The following is a 22,687-nucleotide window of genomic DNA, read 5'->3' as shown; positions in this document are numbered from 1 at the left end:
GCGATGGTCCGCGACACCGGCACCGACGACGCCCGCGTCCGGGTGCGGCCGAACCCGAGGGGGAACCGGCCGCGCACCAAGAACCGGCCCGCGTACGAGGACGCCGTGCTGGCGCTCGTGCTGGGCGTCGACCGCGGGCGCTACCAGCTCCTGACCGACGACGGCACCCGGCTGGTGGGCATGAAGTCGCGGGAGCTGGGGCGCGGGTCGCGCTCCGCCGTCGTCGTGGGCGACCGGGTCCGGGTGGTCGGGGACGTGTCGGGACGCAGGGACACCCTCGCCCGCATCGTGAAGGTGGAGGAGCGCACCTCCGCGCTGCGGCGCTCCGCCGAGGACGGCGACGCCGCCGGGGTGGAGCGCGTCATCGTGGCCAACGCGGACCAGCTCGTCATCGTCACGGCCCTGGCGGAGCCCGAGCCGCGCCCCCGCATGGTGGACCGGTGCCTCGTGGCGGCGTACGACGCCGGCATGGAGCCGGTGCTGTGCCTGACCAAGGCCGACCTGGCGGACCCCGGTCCGTTCCTCTCCCTCTACGAGGCGCTGGAGGTGCCCGCCCTGGTCACGTCCGTGGCCGACGGCGAGATCCGGGGTGTGGAGGCGGTGCGGGAACGGCTCGCGGGCCGGATGTCGGTGCTCATCGGCCACTCGGGCGTGGGCAAGTCGACGCTCGTGAACGCCCTCGTGCCCGGGGCCGGACGAGCCACCGGCGGGGTGAACGTCGTGACGGGGCGCGGCCGGCACACCTCCTCCTCCGCCGTCGCCCTGCCGCTGCCCGGTGGCGGGTGGGCGATCGACACGCCCGGCGTGCGCTCGTTCGGCCTCAGCCACGTCGGCGCCGACGACCTGCTGGCGGCGTTCGACGACCTGCACGCCGTCGCCCAGGAGTGCCCGCGCGGCTGCACGCACGCCGCCGACGCGCCCGACTGCGCGCTGGACGAGTGGGTGGCGGACGGGAACGGCGGGGCTGCCGGAGAGGCGCGCCTGGCCTCCTTCCGCCGCCTGCTCGCCGCGAAGACCGGCGCCCCCGACTGACCCTCCGCGCCACCTCCCCTCCTCCCCGCGAGACGTCAACTCCTCCGCGAAACGTCAAGCCCTCCGCGAAACGTGGCGGTCTCAAGGGGTCCACGCAACACCTCGATGAGAAGAGGTGGTGCGGGTGCCGCGTCCGATGGTGTGGGTCCCGGGGCGCAGGGCGTTCTGGCGGGCGATCCGGGCCGGGGACTGGACGTTCGAGTCGGCGGCGGCGGCCGGCGGCGTGTCACGCGAGGGGGCACGCACGTGGCTGGCCGAGGCTGGCGGGGTGTGTCCGTTAATCCTCGGCGAGCCCACGGGACGCCGTCTGTGCGTGCAGGAGCGGGACGAGATCGCGGTACGGCGCGCCGCGGGCGAGGGGGTGCGGCAGATCGCACGCGCGCTGGGACGTGCCCCCAGCACGGTCAGCCGGGAGCTGGCCCGTAACCGGGCCGCCCGGCACCCCCATCCCTACCGGGCGCACCTGGCCCAGGCCAAGGCCGACGAGCGGGCCCGGCGCCCCAAGCCGGCCAAGCTCGCCAGCCACCCCCGGCTGCGCGCCTACGTCGAGGCCAAGCTGGGCCTGGGCTGGAGCCCGCAGCAGATCACCAGGCGCCTGCGCGCGGACTTCCCCGACGATGGGTCCATGCGCGTCAGCCACGAGGCGATCTACCAGGCCATCTTCGTCCAGGGGCGCGGTGCGCTGCGCAAGGAGCTGCACGCCTGCCTGCGCACCGGCCGGGCGGCCCGCCGGCCCCGCGGGCGGCGGGCCACCGCCCAGCGCGGTCAGATCCCCCGACATGGTGCTGATCTCCGAGCGTCCCGCCGAGGCCGCCGACCGGGCCGTGCCCGGGCACTGGGAGGGCGACCTGATCACCGGCACCGCCAACGGCTCGGCGATCGGGACCCTGGTCGAGCGCACCACCCGGTTCGTGATGCTGCTGCACCTGCCCGACGGACACGGCGCCGTCGCGGTCAGGGACGCGATCGTCAAGGCCATGCGCACCCTGCCCGAGCAGCTGCGCCGCTCGCTGACCTGGGACCAGGGCCGGGAGATGGCCCGCCACGCCGAGATCACCTTCGCCACCGACCTGCCGGTGTACTTCTGCGACCCGCACAGCCCCTGGCAGCGCGGCTCCAACGAGAACACCAACGGCCTGCTGCGCCAGTACTTCCCCAAGGGCACCGACCTGTCGGTCCACGGCCCCGAACGCCTCGACGAGGTCGCCGCCCTCCTCAACGGCCGCCCCCGCATGACCCTGGACTGGCGCACCCCCGGCCGAGGCTCTCGAGGCGCTACTCTCCACCCACCAACAAGCCGGTGTTGCAACCACCCCTTGAGACCGCCACGTCTCGCGGGAGGGGTCAGGGCTGCCTGGGTGCCGTCATCGACCGGACGTCCAGGGCGGCGTCGAGCTGCTCGGGGGTGACCTCCCCGCGCTCGACGTAGCCCAGGTCCTCGACCGCCGCGCGGACGGTGATCCCCTTGGCGACCGAGTGCTTGGCGATCTTGGCCGCCGCCTCGTAGCCGACGACCCGGTTCAGCGGAGTGACGATCGACGGCGAGGACTCGGCGAGCTCGAGGCACCGCTCCTCGTTCGCGACCAGCCCGTCGACCGTCCTCGTGGCCAGCACCCGCGAGACGTTGCCGACCAGCGTGATCGACTCGAGCAGGTTGCGGGCCATGACCGGCAGCATGACGAGAAGGTCGAAGTTGCCCTGCGCCCCGGCGAAAGCGATCGCCGCGTCGTTGCCGATGACCTGCGCGGCGACCATCACGGTCGCCTCCGGCACCACCGGGTTGACCTTGCCGGGCATGATCGAGGAACCCGGCTGCAGGTCCGGCAGCTGCAGCTCGCCGATGCCCGTGCGGGGGCCTGAGCCCATCCACCGCAGGTCGTTGGCGATCTTGGTGAGCGACACCGCGATCGTGCGCAGCGCGCCCGAGGTCTCCACGAGGGAGTCCTGCGCGGCCTGGGCCTCGAAGTGGTTGCGCGCCTCGGCGAGCGGCAGCCCGGTGTTCTCGGCGATGAGCTCGATGACCCGCTGGGAGAAGCCTGCCGGGGTGTTGATGCCCGTGCCGACGGCGGTGCCGCCCAGGGGAAGCTCGGCCAGCCGCGGCAGGGTCGCGTCGACCCGGGCGATCCCGTAGCGGATCTGGGTGGCGTACCCGGAGAACTCCTGGCCGAGGGTGATCGGGGTGGCGTCCATCAGGTGCGTGCGCCCGGCCTTGACGACGTCCTTCCACTCCTCGGCCTTGCGCTCGAGGGAGGCGGCGAGGACCTCCAGGCCCGGGATCAGCTCCTCCACCACGGCCTGCGTCGCGGCGATGTGGATGGAGGAGGGGAAGACGTCGTTGGAGGACTGGGAGGCGTTGACGTGGTCGTTGGGGTGCACCCGGCGCCCGAGCCGGGCGGAGGCGAGGTTGGCCACGACCTCGTTGGTGTTCATGTTCGAGGAGGTGCCCGAGCCGGTCTGGAACACGTCGACGGGGAAGTGCGCGTCGTGACGGCCCTCGATGACCTCCTCGGCGGCGGCGACGACGGCGTCGGCGACGTCCTGCTCGATCACGCCGAGCTCGGCGTTGGCGATGGCCGCCGCGCGCTTGACCTGGCCGAGCGCGGAGATGTGGTGGGAGGAGAGGCCGCGTCCCGAGATGGGGAAGTTCTCCACCGCACGCTGCGTCTGCGCGGAGTAGAGGGCGTCGCGCGGGACGCGTACCTCGCCCATCGTGTCGTGCTCGATGCGGAAGTCCTCCGCGGTGCCGGGCTGCTGCTGGCTCACTGCTCCATGCCTCTCGTTCGCGTGACCGGCGCTGCCGTGCGCCGGCTCGTGGCCATCCTCTCGCATGCCGCCGACCGGGCCGCAACCACCGCCCGGGCCTCCGGTACGCGGCGCCCGGGCCCGACGGCGCCCGGGACGGGTCCTCGACCGCTCAGGCGTCGAGGTCCGTCGAGAGCAGCTCGACAAGCTCGTCCAGGACGCGCTCGGCGTCGTCGCCCTCCGCCGTGAGGACCACCTCGTCACCGTGCTCCGCACCGAGAGTCATCACGCCGAGGATGCTCGCGGCGTCGACCGGCTCCGCACCCTCCTTGGCGATGGTGACCGGCACGCCGCTCGCGGCCACCGCCTTGACGAAGAGGGCGGCGGGACGGGCGTGGAGTCCGACCTTGGAGGCGACGACGGCGCTGCGCTGGGCCATGGTGTTCCTTCCGTGACGTACGGTCCGGCATCTCCGCCGGTCCCTGGTCCCCCGAGCGTAGCCACGCCCGCGCGACGGTCCGAAATCCCCGGCGCGCCGCGCGCTGCCGACGGCGCGCCCCCCGGACCGCCGCGGGTCTCCCCGGACGCGTCCCGCATGGTGGGACGGTGGCCCGTCCCGGCGCGCGCGGCGCCGGAGGCGTGGGTACCGTTGCGCACTGCTTGCCGACGGCGTCTGCCGGCTCGGCAGCGCCCTCACCGACCTTCTCGCTGGGGTCGGCCCACGTAAGCTCGGTGAAGGGCCGAATCGTGTCAGACCACGAGCCCACGGCGGAGTTCCTCCGCAGACTCGTCGACCATCGCCCGGAGGACCCGCGGCTGGTGTGCAGCGCCAGCCGCCGGGACAAGTGGGGCCGCGGGGTCGCCCAGTGCTCCTTCCAGCCCGGCCACGAGCACGACCATCGCGACGTGCACGTCGGGAGGACGTGGAAGTAGGGGTCAGCCGGCCGCCGGTGCGAGCCAGCGGCCCAGCACCACGCAGTCCTGCTCGCTGTATCCCCTGCCGTGGTAGAAGTCCGCGGCGGGGTTGCCGCCGCGCACCATCAGCTGGACCTTCCTCGCGCCGGCCGCGCCCAGCCAGGCCTCCGCCGCCCGCAGGAGCGCCGAGCCCAGTCCGCGTCCCTGCTCGCGGGGGTCGACGCCGAGGTAGTACAGCCAGCCCCGGTGCCCGTCCACGCCGGCCATGACCGTCCCGACGACCGCGCTGCCCTGCCGGGCGACGAGCACCGTGGACGTCGCCCCCGCCCGTGCCTGGTCGAGGTCGGCCCGGGGGTCGTTCCAGGGCCGGGTGAGCCCGCAGGCCTGCCACAGCGCGACGACCGCCTCCGTCTCGTCGCCCCGCACCTCGCCGATCTCGACGGCGTCGCGGAGCCGGGCCGCGTCGGCGGCCCCGGTCCCGCCGTCGTCCTCCGCGACGGCGACCATCAGTAGGGCGTGTAGGGCGAGACCACGACCTCGACGCGCTGGAACTCCTTGACGTCGGAGTAGCCGGTGGTCGCCATGGTGCGCTTGAGCGCCCCGACGAGGTTGACGGTGCCGTCCGCGGAGCTGGAGGGGCCGTGCAGGATCTCCGCCAGCGTCCCGACGGTCCCCACGCGGACCCGCTCGCCGCGCGGCAGCTCGGGGTGGTGGGCCTCGGACCCCCAGTGCCAGCCCTGACCCGGTGCCTCCGAGGCGCGGGCGAGGGCCGCGCCGAGCATGACGGCGTCGGCGCCGCACGCGACGGCCTTGACGAGGTCCCCCGAGCGGCCGACCCCGCCGTCGGCGATGACGTGGACGTACCGGCCGCCGGACTCGTCGAGGTAGTCGCGGCGGGCGGCGGCGACGTCGGCCACGGCGGACGCCATGGGGGCGTGGATGCCGAGCGAGCGCCGGGTGGTGTGGGCGGCCCCGCCGCCGAACCCGACGAGCACGCCGGCCGCGCCGGTGCGCATGAGGTGCAGCGCCGCCGTGTAGGTGGCCGCGCCGCCGACGATGACGGGCACGTCGAGCTCGTAGATGAACCGCTTGAGGTTCAGCGGCTCGGCGCGGGAGGAGACGTGCTCGGCCGAGACGGTGGTGCCGCGGATGACGAACAGGTCCACGCCGGCCTCGACCACTGTGCGCCAGTGCTCCTGGGTCCGCTGCGGGCTGAGGCTGCCCGCGACCGTCACGCCTGCGTCGCGCACCTGGCGCAGCCGCCGGGTGATGAGCTCGGGCTTGACCGGCTCGGCGTAGATCTCCTGCATGCGGCGGGTGGCGTCGCCGTCGGCCAGGCCGACGATCTCGTCGAGCACCGGCTGCGGATCCTCGTAGCGCGTCCACAGGCCCTCGAGGTCGAGCACACCGATGCCGCCGAGACGGCCCAGCTCGATGGCCGTCGCAGGGCTCATGACGGAATCCATCGGAGCGGCCAGCACGGGCAGCTCGACGTGGTACGCGTCGATCTGCCAGCTCACGGAGACGTCCTCGGGGTCGCGCGTGCGCCGGGACGGGACGACGGCGACGTCGTCGAAGCTGTACGCGCGGCGGGCTCGCTTCCCGCGGCCGATCTCGATCTCGTTGGTCACCGTCGCAGGCTACCGGGAGCCGGGGTGCGCACGCTGACGGGCACCGGTACGTGGCCGCCCGCTGCCTTCAGAGCTCGGGCACCCAGACCCGGCCGCCGTCCTCGCGGCGCATGGTCACCTCACGGGTGGTGTCCCACTCGCGCGCCCAGCCCAGCTCGGCCAGGACGTGGTCCAGCAGGTTGGCCGTCATCCCCCAGACGAGCCCGTCGGGCAGGAGGAACCCGGCGGTCCGCCGCCCGAAGATGTTCACGGTGCGGCGTGCGCCCGGGTCGGTGAGCGCGCCGACCGAGACGCGGATCGTGTGCAGCACCTCACCGGGCTCGACGTGGGCGGCCTCGTGGGCGTGGTCGGTCCAGCCGAGCACCGGGGCGACGACGAACCGCGTGACCGGCACCAGGACGGGTCCCAGCTCGCCGAGCACGTCCACGTGGGCGGGATCCAGACCGATCTCCTCGTGGGTCTCGCGCAGCGCGGCGTCGACGGCGGACTCCCCGGCCTCCAGCCGCCCGCCGGGCAGCGCGATCTCGCCGGGGTGGTGGCGCAGCTCGCGGGAGCGCTGGACGAGAAAGAGGTCGGGCTCCGAGCCGTCGGCGGGCGGCGTGAAGAGGAGGAGCACCGCCGCGCGGCGGAAGCCCTGCGCCAGCCCGGCGTCGTAGGCGTTCAGGCCCCGCAGGGGCGCCACCGAGCCCGCGGCCGTGCGGGCGCCGAGCTCGAGCAACGAGGCCCGGCGCACCTTCCAGGGGTCCTCGCCGGCTTCCACGTGGTCCTCCTCCTCCGCGTCGCCGCGGTCCGGGAGCATTCGACCACACGACGACGGCGCCCGGCGCGCCGCCTGCACCGCCCGTGGCGGGGCCGGTGCGCGTGCCACGCCCGGCAGGATCGCCGGCGGTGTGGGTGGGCCCTGGCAGAGTGCTGCGCAGTCAAGGAGGTTCCATGAGCAGCTGGTGCGACGGCCCGTTCCTCGGGTTCGACACCGAGACCACCGGGGTGGACGTCGCCTCGGACCGCATCGTGACGGCGGCGCTGGTGCACCGCGACGCCGGGTCCACGACGGTCCGCACGTGGCTCGTCGATCCGGGGGTCGACATCCCGCCGGGGACGACGGCGATCCACGGCGTCACCACCGAGCACGCCCGCGCGCACGGGAGAGCGCCGGCGGACGCGCTGGAGGAGATCGCCGCGGAGATCGCGGCGGCGCAGGCCGCGGGCGTCCCCCTCGTCGCGTACAACGCGACCTTCGACCTCTCGCTCCTCGAGCACGAGCTGGCCCGGCACGGCCTGGACAGCCTCGCCCGGCGCCTGCCCGGCGGGGCGCCGCTGGTTCTCGACCCGCTCGTCCTCGACCGGTACGTCGACGGCGTGAGAAAGGGCCCGCGCAAACTGGTCGACCTGTGCGAGGTCTACTCCGTGCCGACCGGTGAGCTGCACACCGCGGAGATCGACGTCGTCGCGACCCTGGACCTGCTCGCCCGGATGGCCGCGCGCCACCCGCGGCTCGCCGCCGCCACCCCGGCGCAGCTGCACGACACGCAGGTGGCCGCGCACCGGGACTGGGCACGCTCGTACGACCGGTGGCGCGCCCGCAGGGGCCTGCCGTGGCCGGGCGCGGACCACGGCTGGCCGCTGCCCGCGCGCCCCGGCTCCGGCACGCGCCTGGCACGACGCCTCTCCTGGTACGCCAACCGGCTGCTCGGACTCCCTCGCCGTCGTGCCCGGCGCCGGGCTCAGCGGGAGGAGTAGTTGGGCGCCTCGACGGTCATCTGGATGTCGTGCGGGGTGGGACTCCTTGAGCCCCGCCGGCGTGATCCGGACGAAGCGGCCGCGCTCCTTGAGCTCGGGGACCGTGCGTGCGCCCACGTAGAACATCGACTGGTGCAGCCCGCCCGTGAGCTGGTACGCGACGGCGGAGAGCCGGCCACGGTACGGGACCTGGCCCTCGATGCCCTCGGGGACGATCTTGTCGTCGGTGTCGACGTCGGCCTGGAAGTAGCGGTCCTTGGAGTAGGAGACCCGGCCGCGGGAGGCCATGGCACCGATGGACCCCATGCCCCGGTACTGCTTGTACTGCTTGCCGTTGACGAAGACGAGCTGGCCGGGGGACTCCTCGCACCCGGCGAGCAGGGAGCCGAGCATGACCGAGTCCGCGCCCGCCACGAGGGCCTTGGCGATGTCGCCCGAGTACTGCAGCCCGCCGTCGGCGATGAGCGGCACGCCGGCGGGCCGGCACGCCTGCGCCGCGAGGTGCACGGCGGTCACCTGCGGCACGCCGACGCCCGCCACGACGCGGGTGGTGCAGATGGAGCCCGGCCCGACGCCGACCTTGACGGCGTCGACCCCGGCGTCGACGAGCGCCTGGGCGCCCTCGCGGGTGGCGACGTTCCCGCCGATGATCTGCACGCCCGAGAACGCGCTGTCCTTCTTCATCCGGGCGATCATGTCGAGCAGCAGCCGGGCCTCGCCGTTCGCGGTGTCGGCCACGAGGACGTCGGCACCGGCCTCGGCCAGGGCGGTGGCGCGCTCCCAGGCGTCGCCCCAGTACCCGATGGCGGCGCCGACGCGCAGCCGGCCCTCGGAGTCCTTGGTGGCGTGGGGGAACTGCTCGGACTTGACGAAGTCCTTCACCGTGATGAGTCCGCGGAGCCTGCCGGCGTCGTCCACCAGCGGCAGCTTCTCGATCTTGTGCTTGGCGAGCAGCGCGGCGGCGTCCTCGGAGCTGATGCCGACGGGCCCGGTGACCAGGGGCATCCGCGTCATGGCCTCGCGCACGCGGCGGCTGCCGAACTCGCTGCCGGGGATGAAGCGCAGGTCGCGGTTGGTGACGATGCCGAGCAGCACGCCCCGCTCGTCGACCACGGGCAGCCCGGAGACGCGGTACTGGCCGCACAGGGCGTCGAGCTCGGCGAGCGTGGCCTCCGGGCCGATCGTCACCGGGTCGGTGACCATGCCGGACTCGGACCGCTTCACCACGGTCACCTGGTGCGCCTGGTCCTCGATGGAGAGGTTGCGGTGCAGGATGCCGATGCCGCCCTCGCGGGCCATCGCGATCGCCATCCGCGCCTCGGTGACGGTGTCCATGGCCGCCGAGATAAGCGGGATCCTCATCGAGATCTCGCGGGTGAGCCGCGCGGTCGTGTCCACCTCCGAGGGGATCACGTCGGTCGCGCCGGGGAGCAGGAGCACGTCGTCGTAGGTGAGGCCTACGAGGGAGAACGGGTCGGCGGTGGGGGTGGGGCTCGGTCATCCTGAGATCCTACGTGCGCGCCGACGGGGCGGGCAGGGGCATCCACCCCCTCGTGGCACGTCCCACATCCCGGCGTGTCAGCCGTGCATCACCGCGGCGATCTCCTCGACGGCGGCCATCGGGGTGCGGACCCGGTGGACGTTGGGCAGCCACAGCTCCGGGGCGTCGGAGCCCAGGAGGAAGACGTCGACGTCGCCGCGCTCGGACACGGTGCGCACGAGGTCCTCGACGCCGTCCGGGCTGCCGAGGACGCCGAGCACCCGCGCGTGCCGCTCCGCGACCGCGCGGAGCGCCTGCTCCCCGCCGCGCACCTGCTCCGCCCTCAGCACCCGCGCCCGGATCCCGCGCTCGGCGAGCCCGCCGCCGATGACGTGGGCCCGCACCCGGCGCTCCTGGGCGGCGCACAGCAGCGCGGTGCCGGTCGGCCCGTCGGCCAGGGACTCCTCTCCGGCGACGACCTTGCGCACGGCTGCGAGCACCGCCGCGACGAGGACTGCCTCCGGGTCGGCGCCGGGGCGGTCGGAGCGGTCGCGCTGGCCGAGCATCGACAGCGCGGGCCTGGCGAGGGTGGTCCAGGCACGCACGATGCCCTTCTCCCCCACCTCCTGGTCGAACATGCGCTGCACGCGCGGCGGATCGGGCTCCACCGCGGCGGCGGCGAGCGAGAGGGGGTCGACGAGAACCCGCTCGTGGGGCTGGGCCGCGTCCCGCCCGCCGGCCACCTCCTCCGGCGGGGGCAGCAGCTGGAGGACATGGTGTGGTCCTTTCGGGTTGTTGGAAGGGTCAGGCGCCGACCGGCTGGGCCGCGCGGGTGCGCGACGTGACCGGGGACGGCTGGGGTCCGACGCCTGGCTCCGGAAGGAGCGCAGGCGCAGGCTGTTGCCGACGACGAAGACGCTGGAGAACGCCATCGCGGCGCCGGCGAGCATGGGGTTGAGCAGACCGAGCGCGGCGAGGGGGATCGCGGCCGTGTTGTAGGCGAACGCCCAGAACAGGTTGGTCCTGACCGCCGCGACCGGCCCCGCGGGACCGGTCGGGCCGGCCGGGGAGGCGGGCGCGGGCGGTCCGGGTGCGCGCGAGGGGAGGGGCGGTGTGCCGGTCATCTCGCCCTCCCTCGTCGTCGTGGGTGATGGGTGCTCTAGGCGGTGGGCGAGGCCGTGGTGCGGCGCCGGCCCCCGGTCGCGTCCGGTGGGTCCCCGACGATGGGGCCGGTGTCCCGGACGTGCCTCAAGATTATCGAACGGGCGTTCGAGAGGGCAAGAGGAACGGCGGTATTCCGCCAAATCTGTGGACAGCGTGGCCTCCCAGCGCCCTGTGGACGTGCGCGACCTCCGGTGCTGTTGAGAGGTGTTCGGTGGCCGCGTCCGGATTCCGCGTGACAAGACGCTGAACGTCTGTGTAGCGTACTGAACATGGGTTCAGCACGACGTGGGCACCTGGACGATCTGACCGCTCGGGCACGGATCCGCGATGCAACGATTCGCCGGTTCGCCGCCGACGGGATGTCTGCGCCGCTACGTGCTGTCGCTGCGGACGCCGGCGTGAGTGCGGGCCTCATCCTCCACCACTTCGGATCGCGGGCCGGCCTTCGTGAGGCCTGCGACGACCACGTCCTCGCCCAGATCAGGGAGAACAAGTCCTCGGTGCTGGGTGCCGCGGGCAGTTCGGCCGCGTTCCTCACGCAGCTCGCACAGGTCGAGGGGTATGCGCCGGTCGTCGGCTACGTCCTCAGGTGCCTGCAGAGCGGTGGCCCGCTCGCCGCGCGGTTCGTGAACCACCTGGTCGACGACGCCGTCGAGTACCTCCGCCAGGCCGAGAAGGCTGGCACCGTCCGCCCCAGCCGCGACCCGGAGGCCCGCGCAAGGCTCATGGCCGAGCAGGCCCTCGGGGCACTGCTGCTGCAGCTTCCCGCGCGGCAGGACCATCTCGATCTCGACGAGCTCCCGGCCTGGCTGCGCGGCTACTTCGAGCGGATCGTCCTGCCGACGCTCGAGCTCTACACCGAGCCGCTGCTGACCGACTCCACGCTGCTCGACGCCTACCTCTCCGCCCGTTCGGCGTCGCCCGACGCCGGCGCAACCACCCCACATACCTGACGAGGAGACCTCATGGCAAACCCCGCCATCGAGACGCGCGACCTCACCAAGACCTTCGGGTCCACCCAGGCCCTCGACGGATTCAGCCTCTCCGTCGAGGAGGGCCAGGTGGCCGGCTTCCTAGGGCCGAACGGCGCGGGAAAGTCCACGACCATCCGGATCCTTCTCGGCATGCTGCGGGCCGACTCAGGGTCCGCACGGGTACTGGGCCTGGACCCGTGGAACGACGCCGTCGCCGTTCACCGCAGAATCGCGTACGTGGCCGGCGACACGAGCCTGTGGCCCAACCTCACCGGCGGCGAGGCGATCGACGTCCTCACCCGCCTCCACGGTGGCGAGCGGCACCGCCGTCGGCGCGAGGAGCTGCTCGAGCGGTTCGAGCTCGACCCCACGAAGAAGGCCCGCACGTACTCCAAGGGCAACCGGCAGAAGGTCGCCCTCGTCGCCGCGCTCGCCTCCGACGCCGAGCTCTACCTGCTCGACGAACCGACCTCCGGGCTCGACCCGCTCATGGAGGCCGTCTTCACCGACGAGGTCCGGCGCCTCCGCGACCAGGGCCGTACGGTCCTGCTCTCCAGCCACATCCTCGCCGAGGTCGAGAAGCTCTGCGACACCGTCACCATCATCCGGGCCGGGCGCGACGTCGAGTCCGGGACCCTCGCCGAGCTGCGTCATCTCACCCGATCCACCGTGACGGCGACGACGACGGCGGACCCCTCCGACCTGGGCGCCGCCCCGGGAGTGCACGACCTCGTCGCCGACGACGGCTTCCTCCGCTTCGACGTCGACAACGCCCGCGTGAACGACGTCCTGCGGCTGCTGGCCGCGGCCGGCGTCGAGAACCTCACCATCGCGCCGCCGTCGCTCGAGGAGCTGTTCATGCGCCACTACGGCGACGATCTCGCCACGGTCGCGGGGGTGACGGCACGGTGACCGCGACCTCGACCCGTACCCGCCCGACGGACCACCGGACCGGAACGCGTGAGCCCTGGACGGGGACCGGCTACCTGCTCCCCCTCAACCTGCGGCTGGACCGCGTCCGCATCCTGGTCTGGACCGTGGCCGTGGGTCTGCTCGTCGCCGGCTCGGTCGTCTCGCTGGAGGAGACGTACCCGACGGCGGAGTCGCTGCAGGCGCGTGCCGCCCTGCTGTCGAACCCGTCGGCCGTGATGATGACCGGTCCCGCGTTCGCGCTGGACAACTACACGTTCGGGGCGATGGTCGCGAGCGAGCTGTCGCTGTACCTGCTCGTCGCGGTGGCGATCATGAGCGTGCTGCTGGTGGTCCGCCACACCCGTGCGGAGGAGGAGTCTGGACGGCTGGAGGTGGTCCGGGCGCTGCCCGTCGGCCGGTTCGCCCCGGCGACGGCGGCCCTGGCCACCGTGGCCGTCGCCGACCTCGTGGTGGGAGCCGTCATCACGCTCGCCCTGGTCGGCACCGGCATGGAGGTGGCCGGCTCGGTCGCTCTCGGAGCGGCGTCCGCGCTAACCGGACTGGTCTTCGGGGCTGTCGCCGGCGTGACGGCCCAGCTGACCGAGCACGCACGCGCAGCCTCAGGGGCGGCGCTCGGGGTTCTCGCCGTGGCCTTCCTCGTGCGCGGGGTGGGCGACGTCATCGACAACCAGGGGTCCTGGCTGTCGTGGCTGTCCCCGCTCGCCTGGGCCCAGCAGACCAGGCTCTACGTCGATCTGCGCTGGTGGCCGCTCGCCGTCTCCGCCGCGACTGCGCTGCTCCTGCTGACCGTCGCCGTCGTCCTCGCCCAGCGCCGGGACCTGGGGGCGGGCCTGCGCGCCCCCAGGCCGGGGCCGGCTGCGGCGTCGGCGGCGCTGCTCTCCCCGGCCGCGCTCACGCGCCGGCTGCTCGCCAGCTCCTTCGTGGGCTGGACGGCGGGAATGTTCTTCTTCGCGATCGCCTTCGGTGCCCTGGCGAACTCGCTCGAGGACATGGTCGACGACATCCCCGATCTCGGCGAGTGGATCGCCGTGGACCTGTCCGACCTGACGACCAGCTTCGCGGCGGCCATGCTGTCCTTCCTCATGATCGCCCCGGTCGCGTTCGCGGTCTCCGCCGTCCTGCGCCTGCGGGCCGAGGAGGAGGCCGGCCGGGTGGAGGCCGTGACCGTCACCGGCAGCTCGCGCCCCGCGCTGCTGGCCGGCTGGCTGGCCGTGACGGCCGCGACCGCCGCCGTCATGGTCCTGATGATGGGCCTCGGCGTGGGTCTCGGCGTCGCCGTCGCTACCGGCGACGCCGGATGGGTCGCCCGGATGACCGGCGCCTCCCTCGTCTATCTGCCGGCGGTCCTGCTGGTCGCTGCTCTCGCGGCCGCCCTGTACGGGCTCGCACCGCGGACCGCGGGGCTCGCCTGGGTGGTCGTGGTGTGGATGGCCCTGACGCTGTTCCTCGGCTCGCTGCTCGGCCTGCCCGACTGGGCCATGGACCTCTCCCCGCTGACGCACACACCGCTGGCGCCGAGCGAGGACGTCGAGGCGACCCCGCTGGTGGCCATGGGACTGGGCGCCGCCGCGCTCGCAGCGCTCGGATTCGTCGGGTTCCGCCGTCGGGACGTGGTCTCCGGGTAGGCGGGGACCCGTCCGGACCGTGCCGCACAGTGAACGCCGACGAAGACGTCGGTGCGGCGAAGGAACGCCACAACTTCGATGCGAAATCTGCACCGAAGTTGTGGCGTTCCGGCGAGGCTGTGCGGTCAGGCCCGGAAGCAGCCGGACGGTGCTGCGACGTCCTGGCGCGGGTCGGCCGGACACCCCAGCGGCTGTGGCACCTCCGCGCACGAGCGCCGGCACGGTTTCCCGTCAGCGCCGGCACGGCGTCCCGCCAGCACCGGCACGCCGGGGCGCTGCGCCGAGGTTCGCCGCCGCGCGTTCCTGCGTACCATCCGGGCTGAGGGGCCCGACGCAGGGCCGGGGCGAGACCGACGGAGGAACCCACCAGCATGGCTGCCACGCGCGAGGCTGACCGCACCGAGGTGCTGAGGGAGGCGGCCGCGGCGGCCGCCGGACTCCCCGAGGCCCCCGAGCCCGACGCCGTCGCCGATCTGCTCGACGGTTACTACCGTGACGTGCTGACCGAGGACCTCGACGCGCAGGACGCCCGCAACCTCCTCGGCGCGGCCCTCTCGCACCGGGCGGCCGCGCACCGGCGCCGGCCCGGCGAGGCCGTCGTCCGCGTCTTCACCCCGACCGACGACGACGACGGCTGGTCGGCCGGCCGCACGGTCGTCGAGATCATCACCGACGACATGCCCTTCCTGGTGGACTCCATCTCCGCGGAGCTCGCCGCCGAGGGCCGGACGATCCGACTCCTCGTCCACCCTCAGCCCGCCGTGCGCCGTGACGACGACGGCACGCTCCTCGACGTCGTGCCGCGCTCCTCTGCGGGGGGAGCCATCCGCGAGTCCTGGATCCACGTCCAGATCGACCGCATCGACGAGACGGCCGAGCGCGAGAAGCTCGCCGTGGCGCTGCGCCGGGTGCTCGCCGACGTGCGCGCCGCCGTCGAGGACTGGCCGCGCATGGAGGCCCGGGCCCGCGACATCTCCGCGCTCCTGCTCCAGTCACCTCCGTCCGGCGTGCCGGAGGACGAGATCCAGCAGGCCCGGCAGCTGCTCGACTGGCTGGTCGGCGGGCAGTTCGTCTTCCTCGGCTACCGGGAGTACAGCTTCACCCGCGGCGCGACCCCGGACGAGGCGACCCTGGAGCCGGTCCACGGCACCGGTCTCGGCATCCTCCGCCACGACGAGTCTGCCCGGCCCACGGTCCTTCCGCCGACCGTGGCGCGGAAGGCGGCCGAGCCCCGCCTCGTGATCGTCACCAAGGCCAACTCCCGCTCGACGGTCCACCGCCCCGTCTACCTCGACTACCTGAGCGTCAAGGTCTTCGACGAGCTGGGCACCGTCGTGGGCGAGCAGCGGTTCCTCGGGCTGTTCACGCTCAGCGCGTACGCCTGGTCCGTCACCGAGGTGCCCTTCGTCAGCGCGAAGGTCTCCGAGGTTCTCAGGCGCTCGGGCTTCGCCCCCGCCAGCCACCTCGGAAAGGACCTCCTCGAGGTCCTCGAGTCCTACCCGCGCGACGAGCTCTTCCAGAGCGACGCCGCCACCCTGACCGACGTCGCGACCGCCGCCGTCCATCTGCGTGAACGCCCGCGAACCCGGCTCTTCGTGCGCAAGGACGACTACGAGCGGTTCATGTCCTGCCTCGTCTACCTGGCACGCGACCGTTACACCCCCCGCGGTCGAGCGCCGCGTGGAGGCCGTGCTGAAGGAGGCGTTCGACGGCGTCAGCGTCGAGACCAGCACCCGCATCTCCGCCTCAGCGCTGGCCCAGCTGCACGTGGTGGTGCGCGCCGGCCACGGGGAGACGGTCCGCGACGTCGACGTCAGCGAGCTCGAGCGCCGCGTGGCCGCGGCGACCCGGACCTGGGAGGAGGACCTCGTCGAGGCCGCCGGGGCCCGGCTGGGCGAGGAGGGGGCGGCCCTGGCCCGGTCCTTCGCGTTCCCGGAGGGGTACAAGGAAGACTTCGACGTCGTCGCGGCCACGGAGGACCTGCGCCACCTCGGCCGGCTCACCCCCGACTCGCTGGGGCTCCACCTCTACCGGCCCGACGGCGCTGGCGAGGAGGAACGTCGCCTCAAGCTCTACCGCCGCGCGGAGATCTCGCTCTCGGCGGTCCTGCCGATCTTCCAGGGTCTCGGGCTCGAGGTGGTCGACGAGCGCCCGCACACCCTGGCCGACGGCGCGGGGTCCATCTACGTCTACGACTTCGGTCTCCGGGGACGTGCGCCCGAGGTCTGGGCCGGCGCCCCCGACGACGTCCGGGACCGCCTGCAGGAGGCGTTCCTCGCGGTCTGGGACCGGCGGGCCGAGAGCGACGGATTCAACGCCCTCGTGCTCACCGCCGGGCTGACCTGGCGCCAGGTGGTCGTCATCCGCGCCGTCGCCGCCTACCTGCGCCAGACGGGGTCGATCTTCTCCCGCGAGTACGTCGAGGCGGCCCTGCGCGAGAACAGTCACCTCGCCCGGCTCCTCGTCGAGCTGTTCGAGACCCGCTTCGACCCCGCAGGCCCCTTCGGGGACGCGGCCGACGACGCCCGCGCGGCCGCCGAGGAGCAGATCGCCAACCGCATCCTCGCGGGGCTCGACGACGTCGCCTCCCTCGACCAGGACCGCATCGTCCGCGCGCTCCTCGGGGTCGTGCGCGCCACCCTGCGCACCAGCTACTACCAGCCCGCCCGCCCCGAGGACGACGGCGGGGACGGCCACCACCCCACCGTCGCCTTCAAGCTCGACCCGCGCAGCCTTCCCGACCTGCCCGCGCCCCGGCCGCTGTACGAGATCTGGGTCTACGGCCCGCGGGTGGAGGGCGTGCACCTGCGCTTCGGCGCCGTCGCCCGCGGCGGGCTGCGCTGGTCGGACCGGCGGGAGGACTTCCGCACCGAGATCCTCGGCCTCGTCAAGGCGCAGACCGTGAAGAACGCCGTCATCGTGCCCGCCGGCTCCAAGGGAGGGTTCTTCCCCAAGAACCTCCCCGACCCGGCCGCGGACCGCGACTCCTGGGTGGCCGAGGGGCGCGCCGCCTACCGGCTGTTCATCTCGTCGATGCTCGACGTCACCGACAACATCGTCGGCGGCGAGGTGGTCCCGCCGGCCGGCGTGGTTCGCCACGACGGTGACGACCCCTACCTCGTGGTCGCCGCGGACAAGGGCACCGCCGCGTTCTCCGACGTCGCGAATGAGGTCTCGCAGGAGTACGGCTTCTGGCTCGACGACGCCTTCGCGTCCGGCGGGTCCGCCGGCTACGACCACAAGAAGATGGGCATCACCGCGCGGGGCGCGTGGGAGGCGGTCAGGCGTCACTTCCGGGAGACGGGCCACGACACCCAGACGAAGGACTTCACCGTCGTCGGCATCGGCGACATGTCGGGCGACGTCTTCGGCAACGGGATGCTGCTCTCCGAGCACATCCGCCTGGTCGCCGCGTTCGACCACCGGCACGTCTTCCTCGACCCGGACCCCGACCCCGCCACCTCGTACGCCGAGCGCCGTCGTCTCTTCGAGCTGCCCCGCTCCTCCTGGGCGGACTACGACGAGAACCTGATCAGCGAGGGTGGCGGGGTCTATCCCCGCACGGCGAAGTCCGTGCCGGTCAGTCCCCAGGTCCGCGAGCGGCTCGGGCTGGACGACGGCGTCACCTCCCTCACGCCGGCCGAGCTCATCAGGGCCGTGCTCACCGCACCGGTGGACCTGCTCTGGAACGGCGGCATCGGCACCTACGTCAAGGCCTCCTCGGAGGCGAACGACCGCATCGGGGACCGCGCCAACGACGCCATCCGCGTCGACGGCAAGGATCTGCGCTGCCGGGTGGTGGGGGAGGGCGGCAACCTCGGCGCCAGCCAGCTCGGGCGCATCGAGGCCGCCCTCGCCGGCGTGCGGATCAACACCGACGCCATCGACAACTCCGCCGGGGTGGACTCCTCCGACCACGAGGTCAACATCAAGATCCTCCTCACCGCCGTCACCAAGGACGGGCGGATGACCCTGCAGGAGCGCAACGAGCTGCTCGGGTCCATGACGGACGAGGTGGCCGGGCGCGTGCTGCGGCAGAACTACGAGCAGAGCGTCCTGCTCGGCAACGCCCGCACGCAGCAGCACCAGATGCTCGGCGCCCACCAGCGGTTCATGCACTGGCTCGAGGAGCGCGGGGACCTCGACCGCGAGCTGGAGTTCCTGCCCTCGGACGCCGAGCTGGCCCGGCGCGCGGAGGCCGGCCGCGGGCTGACCTCGCCGGAGTTCGCCGTCCTCGTCGCCTACGCGAAGCTGGCGCTGAAGTCGGACCTGCTCGAGTCCGACCTGCCGGACGAGCCGTGGTTCGAGACGGAGCTGCGGCAGTACTTCCCGCAGGCGCTGCAGGACCGCTTCGCCGACGAGATGAGCCGCCACCGGCTGCGCCGGGAGATCATCGCGACCCGCGTGGCGAACTCGGTGGTCAACCGCGGCGGCATCACCTTCGTCTACCGGGCCATGGAGGAGACCGGGGCCGGGGCCGCGGAGGTGGCGCGGGCGTTCGTCGTCGCCCGGGAGGTCTTCGGGATCGCACCGTTCGTGCGTGCGGTGGAGGGCCTCGACAACGTCGTCTCCACCGACGCGCAGTCGGCGCTGTACCTGGAGTTCCGCCGTCTGCTGGACCGGGCGGTGCGTTGGTTCGTCCAGCACCGGCCGGACGGCATCGACGTGGCCGCTGAGATCGAGCGCTTCGGGCCCGCCGTGGCGGAGCTCGCCCCGCGGATGCCGGACCTGCTGCGCGGCCGGTCGCGGGCCGAGGCGGAGGAGCGGCACCGGGTGATGACCGAGGCCGGGGTGCCGGAGGACCTCGCACGCCAGGGATCTGTGCTGGTGGAGCAGTACGGCGTGCTCGACGTGGCCGAGCTCGCCGGGCGGACGGGGCAGCCGCTCGAGCGGGTGGCGAGGATGCGCGTCGCCGTCGAGCAGCACTTCGGCGTCGACACCCTCCTCTCGCGCGTGGGCGACCTGCCGGAGGAGGAGCGCTGGGACGCCCTGGCCCGCGCCGCCCTGCGCGACGACCTCTTCGCCGTGCTCGACATCCTGACCGCCACGGTGCTGGCGGAGACGGACGACGGCGATGACCCCGACGCGCGGCTGGACGCCTGGGACGCCGCGAACGGCGCGTACGCCGAGCGGGCGCGCGCAACGATCGAGGGCATCGAGGGACTCGAAGGTGCGTCGCTCGCGCCGTTGTCCGTGGCGCTGCGCGCGCTGCGGGCCGGGGTGCGGTAGGCGGCCCGAGCGGTCGGCTGCTCCGGAGGACCGATGGGTGTGGCCCGGTCTCGCGCAAGGACCGGCGGGTGTGGCCGGACCCTTCTCCTCAGCCTGCGGCGTGCCGCTTCGCCGGCAGCCGCAGGCGTTCGGGGATGCGGTTGCGGTCGTAGGTGATGTCGGTGTACCCGTGCGGTGCCGGGCGGCCGTCCTCGCCGAGGTTGACGAACACGATCTTGTCGATCGTGAGGATGCTCTGGCGCGTGAAGAGGTTGCGCACCTCCGCGCGCATGGTCATCGAGGAGCGGCCGAACGCCGTCGCCACGAGACCCATCTCGACGATGTCGCCCTGCTCGGCCGAGCTGACGAAGTTGATCTCGGACATGTACTTGGTGACGACCCGCTCGTTTCCCAGCTGGATCATCACGTAGATCGCGGCCTCCTCGTCGATCCAGCGCAGCAGACTGCCGCCGAAGAGGGTGCCGTTGGCGTTGAGGTCCTCCGGCTTGATCCACTTGCGGGTGCGGAAGGTGATCCCGTCGTCCGTGGGCATGCTCATGCTCGCCAGGGTACGGGCGGTTCCCGTGCCGAGGCCCGGACGTCCTCCTTGCGGTTCGCTGCCGCGGCGCCGCGGCCCCTGTCTGGGCCGGGACGTTCGGGCCATGCCCTCGGCGAGCGTGGGGATGGTCACGCCCCCGCCGTCGTGCCGGCGGCCGGTCCCGGCTCAGTGCAGGAGACTCTTGAGACCGATCAGCGCGACGCCGAACAGCCCGGCGACCGCGGACAGGCCGACGCGCTCGGCCACGGACAGGCGGCCACCGGCCCCGATCTCCCACCCCGACAGGCACAGCAGGAGCGTGCAGCACCACAGGGCGGAGAGGATCGAGGTGTCCAGGGACGCTCCGGCGAGCCGGGTGAGGAGGAGCACCACCAGCGGAAGGGCCGACGCCGTCACGAACTCCCAGCCGGACGTGAGCTCGCGGCGCACGTGCGACCAGTCGGGCCGGGTGTCGTCGTGGATGCGCGCGGCCACCAGCCGCGCGTACCGCTCGGCGGCCCAGTAGATGACCAGGGTCACCAGCACGGCCAGGTCGACGGCGACCGCGGACTCCGCGTGCGAGGTGGCCAGCACCGCCGCGGCGACGATGATGCCGTAGATTCCCGTTGCGGTCGCGTGCTCGGAGGGATGCCGCACCAGACCCCGACGGCGGCCGCGGGCCTCGTGCGACGCGCCGCCCCGGCCGGCCATCGTGTCCTCGCCCCCCGCGCGGGCGTCCGCTCCCCGTCTCCGAACTCAGCGGCCGCCCACGGTCTCCATCAGGATCCTGCGCTCGCCCTCGGTCAGGTTCGTCTCCAGCAGCCGGGAGTGCCAGCCGCGCAGTCGCTCGCCGAGCCGGTCGAGGTCGGCCTGGTCCGTGACGAGGAAGAGTGCGGAGGTGCCCTCCGTGATCTCCGACCTGATCCGGTCCAGCTGCTCGTCCGTGATCCCGAGGCCCTCCCGGGCCTTGAGCAGCCCGCCCGCCGCCGCACCGGCGGCGACGCCGAGCACCGGGAGGGCGAACATCGCGCCGAACAGCAGGCCCCAGAGGGCGCCCCACCCGGTCCAGCGCATGGTCTCGTCCTTGCCGTGCTTCGTCGTCGGACGGTCTGCGCCCGTCGGCCAGGAGACGACGGCGTGGTCGACGACCTTGACCAGCCCGTACTGCTCGGCCTGCTCGACGACGGACGAGGCCCGGGCGGCGCCGGCCGGGTCGTCGTACTTCCACACGGTGAACGCGGTCATGGTCGTTCCTCTCTCGGGACGGTCCGCCCCCTGCCGGTCCGCCTGGTCAGCCGGTTCGTGCCGGTCGGCTCGCTCGGGGGGTCAGCCGGTTCCGTCCGACCTGCCCCGGTCCTCCGGTCCCCCCTGGTGAGCGTGGACGCCGTCGGGGCGCGGACGCTGGAGACTGACGGGTGACGCTGCTGCGCCCGGGGCCGCGGGAGTCGTCGACGTCGCGCCGGGCGCGGCGGCACCCGGGCCGGCCCGCGCGGTCGGCGCGGGCGGCCAGTCCGTGTCCGCCCGCCGCCGACGAACGCCGCGACGGCTCCGGGCAGACCCTGCCCGCACCGGTGGCCGCGGTCGGCTGACGGGCGCGCCGCGCGAGCCCGGCCGCGCGCCAGGACGCCAGGCCCGGGTCGTCAGATCTCGATGGTGTACATGGCGGAGCCGCGGGTGCGCTCGTAGCCCAGGTTCATGAACAGCGCGGTGGCACCGGTCGGGTTGTCCGCGTCGACGTCGAGGCCCGCGTACTGCATGCCGTCGTCGGCGTAGGCGCGCATCGCGCGGGTCAGCAGGGCCGTCGCCACGTGCTTGCCCCGCCAGTCGGGGAGGACGCCCAGGATCTCGGTGTAGCCCTCGCTCCAGCCGAGCGCCGGCCAGTCCTGGTCGTAACGGCTGGACATCAGGTAGCCGGCCACCTGCGCGCGGTCGCTGGAACGGTCCAGGGCGACGAAGCTCCAGCTCGGCACGTGATGGGTACGGCCCTCTGCCCACGTCTCGGGGGTGTGCGGCTGAGACCCCCACTGGTCGCCGAAGGCCTTGTTGTGCGCGCGCCGCACCGCGTCGTCGATCTCGGGGGTCCACGGCTCGACGGAGAGCGGGCGGTCCAGCTTCACGTCCGGGATGGGCAGGGAGAGGTCGCGCCGCAGCTGGGAGTACCACCGCCGCGGCTGGAAGCCCCGGCGGCGCAGCTGCCCGGCGAGGACCTCCATGTCGTCGTCCACGTGGACGACGATCCGGGCGGGCACCTCCCTGCCGGACTCGGCGAGCATCTGCCGGGCACGGCTCGTCTGCCAGTCCAGCAGCGCCCCGCCGAGTCCCTGGCCGCGCCACTCCGGGGCGACGCCCCCGGAGCAGAACGCGCGGACCTTGACGGTGTCGCCGTTGCGGACGCGGACGAAGCCGAAGGCGACGAGCCGGTCACCCTCCCACGCCCCCAGGGCGCTCCACCGGTGGTTGTCCCCGAAGTACTCCAGCGTCTCCTCGTCGGAGGTGCGGTACGGCGGGTTGTCGGCGTCCTCGATCCGGGAGAGGAGGGAGACGAGGGCGGCGCCGTCGTCCGGCGTGAGCGGACGCCAGGTGAGCCCGCCGCGGTCCGGCGGCGGGAGGAGGACGGCCGGTGCCTGGGCGCGCTCGGCCAGCGGCGCCGGCGCGGGCGGGCGCGCGACGTCGTCGGGGTCGATGACGGGGGTTGGCACGAGCGT

18 protein-coding genes and 4 pseudogenes are annotated in these 22,687 nt (G+C 73.5%); 10 read left to right on the top strand and 12 right to left on the bottom strand.

The window, feature by feature from the left end; all coding sequences use genetic code 11:
* Positions 1-3: 3 nt before the first annotated feature.
* Positions 4-1,032, top strand: a complete 1,029-nt coding sequence (rsgA, locus tag DA06_RS09760) for a ribosome small subunit-dependent GTPase A (protein ID WP_043499500.1) — start codon at positions 4-6, stop codon at positions 1,030-1,032.
* A gap of 81 nt (positions 1,033-1,113) precedes the next feature.
* Here the strand turns inward: rsgA and DA06_RS09755 are convergent, their stop codons facing one another.
* A complete protein-coding gene (locus DA06_RS09755; protein ID WP_418608337.1) occupies positions 1,114-1,278 on the bottom strand; it encodes a hypothetical protein in 165 nt (54 codons plus the stop codon).
* Between DA06_RS09755 and DA06_RS09750 the strand changes: the two are divergent.
* A pseudogene (locus DA06_RS09750) lies at positions 1,256-2,352 on the top strand (IS30 family transposase). The gene DA06_RS09755 and the pseudogene DA06_RS09750 overlap by 23 nt on opposite strands.
* 24 nt (positions 2,353-2,376) lie before the next feature.
* Here DA06_RS09750 and DA06_RS09745 read toward each other — a convergent pair.
* Together DA06_RS09745 and DA06_RS09740 are read right to left on the bottom strand one after the other, a co-directional pair.
* Complete coding sequence (locus tag DA06_RS09745) at positions 2,377-3,741, bottom strand: class II fumarate hydratase (protein WP_052436592.1); 1,365 nt, start codon at positions 3,739-3,741, stop codon at positions 2,377-2,379.
* A 205-nt stretch (positions 3,742-3,946) separates the two neighbouring features.
* A complete protein-coding gene (locus DA06_RS09740; protein ID WP_043499492.1) occupies positions 3,947-4,213 on the bottom strand; it encodes an HPr family phosphocarrier protein in 267 nt (88 codons plus the stop codon).
* A 308-nt stretch (positions 4,214-4,521) separates the two neighbouring features.
* On the opposite strand from DA06_RS09740, the gene DA06_RS09735 reads away from it, so the two are divergent.
* Positions 4,522-4,707 carry a hypothetical protein gene (locus DA06_RS09735; RefSeq protein WP_418607550.1) on the top strand — a complete coding sequence of 62 codons (186 nt, stop codon included), beginning with the start codon at positions 4,522-4,524 and terminating at the stop codon, positions 4,705-4,707.
* Positions 4,708-4,710: 3 nt separating this feature from the next.
* Here the strand turns inward: DA06_RS09735 and DA06_RS09730 are convergent, their stop codons facing one another.
* The 3 genes from DA06_RS09730 to DA06_RS09720 all read right to left on the bottom strand — a co-directional run bounded on the left by DA06_RS09730 (position 4,711) and on the right by DA06_RS09720 (position 7,080).
* A complete protein-coding gene (locus tag DA06_RS09730) occupies positions 4,711-5,196 on the bottom strand; it encodes a GNAT family acetyltransferase (protein WP_418607548.1) in 486 nt (161 codons plus the stop codon).
* Positions 5,196-6,320 carry a GuaB3 family IMP dehydrogenase-related protein gene (locus DA06_RS09725; protein WP_043499488.1) on the bottom strand — a complete coding sequence of 375 codons (1,125 nt, stop codon included), beginning with the start codon at positions 6,318-6,320 and terminating at the stop codon, positions 5,196-5,198. The genes DA06_RS09730 and DA06_RS09725 overlap by 1 nt, the downstream gene beginning before the upstream one ends.
* A 67-nt stretch (positions 6,321-6,387) precedes the next feature.
* A complete protein-coding gene (locus DA06_RS09720; RefSeq protein ID WP_418607547.1) occupies positions 6,388-7,080 on the bottom strand; it encodes an NUDIX hydrolase in 693 nt (230 codons plus the stop codon).
* Positions 7,081-7,253: 173 nt separating this feature from the next.
* Between DA06_RS09720 and DA06_RS09715 the strand changes: the two genes are divergently transcribed.
* On the top strand, positions 7,254-8,060 hold the full coding sequence (locus DA06_RS09715) for an exonuclease domain-containing protein (RefSeq protein ID WP_052436589.1): 807 nt from the start codon (positions 7,254-7,256) through the stop codon (positions 8,058-8,060).
* Here the strand turns inward: DA06_RS09715 and guaB are convergent.
* Positions 8,045-9,500, bottom strand: a pseudogene (guaB, locus tag DA06_RS09710) (IMP dehydrogenase). The gene DA06_RS09715 and the pseudogene guaB overlap by 16 nt on opposite strands.
* An 861-nt stretch (positions 9,501-10,361) precedes the next feature.
* Positions 10,362-10,568, bottom strand: a pseudogene (locus tag DA06_RS09705) (hypothetical protein); the annotation flags it as partial.
* A gap of 405 nt (positions 10,569-10,973) precedes the next feature.
* On the opposite strand from DA06_RS09705, the gene DA06_RS09700 reads away from it, so the two are divergent.
* From DA06_RS09700 to DA06_RS09680, 5 genes and pseudogenes are all read left to right on the top strand, one after another.
* Positions 10,974-11,657, top strand: coding sequence for a TetR/AcrR family transcriptional regulator (locus DA06_RS09700; protein WP_043499474.1), 684 nt, complete (start codon positions 10,974-10,976; stop codon positions 11,655-11,657).
* Between the two features lie 12 nt (positions 11,658-11,669).
* A complete protein-coding gene (locus DA06_RS09695; RefSeq protein WP_043499472.1) occupies positions 11,670-12,590 on the top strand; it encodes an ABC transporter ATP-binding protein in 921 nt (306 codons plus the stop codon).
* A complete protein-coding gene (locus tag DA06_RS09690; RefSeq protein WP_418607545.1) occupies positions 12,587-14,236 on the top strand; it encodes an ABC transporter permease in 1,650 nt (549 codons plus the stop codon). Before DA06_RS09695 ends, DA06_RS09690 begins: the two co-directional genes overlap by 4 nt.
* Positions 14,237-14,607: 371 nt before the next feature.
* Positions 14,608-15,870: pseudogene (locus DA06_RS09685) on the top strand (NAD-glutamate dehydrogenase); the annotation flags it as partial.
* Between the two features lie 46 nt (positions 15,871-15,916).
* The gene (locus DA06_RS09680) at positions 15,917-19,465 is read left to right on the top strand and encodes an NAD-glutamate dehydrogenase (protein ID WP_418607543.1); all 3,549 of its coding nucleotides are present in this window, start codon (positions 15,917-15,919) and stop codon (positions 19,463-19,465) included.
* Positions 19,466-19,553: 88 nt separating this feature from the next.
* Here the strand turns inward: DA06_RS09680 and DA06_RS09675 are convergent, their stop codons facing one another.
* The 3 genes from DA06_RS09675 to DA06_RS09665 form a co-directional block, all read right to left on the bottom strand.
* Complete coding sequence (locus tag DA06_RS09675) at positions 19,554-19,997, bottom strand: acyl-CoA thioesterase (protein WP_418607958.1); 444 nt, start codon at positions 19,995-19,997, stop codon at positions 19,554-19,556.
* A 171-nt stretch (positions 19,998-20,168) separates the two neighbouring features.
* Positions 20,169-20,693: a hypothetical protein gene (locus DA06_RS09670; protein WP_052436588.1), complete on the bottom strand. Its 525-nt coding sequence runs from the start codon at positions 20,691-20,693 to the stop codon at positions 20,169-20,171.
* 45 nt (positions 20,694-20,738) lie between these two features.
* The gene (locus tag DA06_RS09665; protein ID WP_043499471.1) at positions 20,739-21,227 is read right to left on the bottom strand and encodes a DUF1269 domain-containing protein; all 489 of its coding nucleotides are present in this window, start codon (positions 21,225-21,227) and stop codon (positions 20,739-20,741) included.
* 170 nt (positions 21,228-21,397) lie between these two features.
* Here DA06_RS09665 and DA06_RS09660 point away from each other — a divergent pair, with 170 nt between their 5' ends.
* Complete coding sequence (locus DA06_RS09660; RefSeq protein WP_418607542.1) at positions 21,398-21,571, top strand: hypothetical protein; 174 nt, start codon at positions 21,398-21,400, stop codon at positions 21,569-21,571.
* Positions 21,572-21,622: 51 nt separating this feature from the next.
* Here the strand turns inward: DA06_RS09660 and DA06_RS09655 are convergent, their stop codons facing one another.
* Positions 21,623-22,681 carry a GNAT family N-acetyltransferase gene (locus DA06_RS09655; RefSeq protein WP_418607540.1) on the bottom strand — a complete coding sequence of 353 codons (1,059 nt, stop codon included), beginning with the start codon at positions 22,679-22,681 and terminating at the stop codon, positions 21,623-21,625.
* Between the last annotated feature and the right edge of the window lie 6 nt (positions 22,682-22,687).

The sequence above is a fragment of the Georgenia sp. SUBG003 genome (assembly GCF_000715355.2).
In the GTDB taxonomy this organism is placed as follows: Bacteria; Actinomycetota; Actinomycetes; order Actinomycetales; family Actinomycetaceae; genus Georgenia.
Note: the sequence above shows the minus strand (reverse complement) of the source record. Positions and strands in the feature narration are given on the sequence as shown.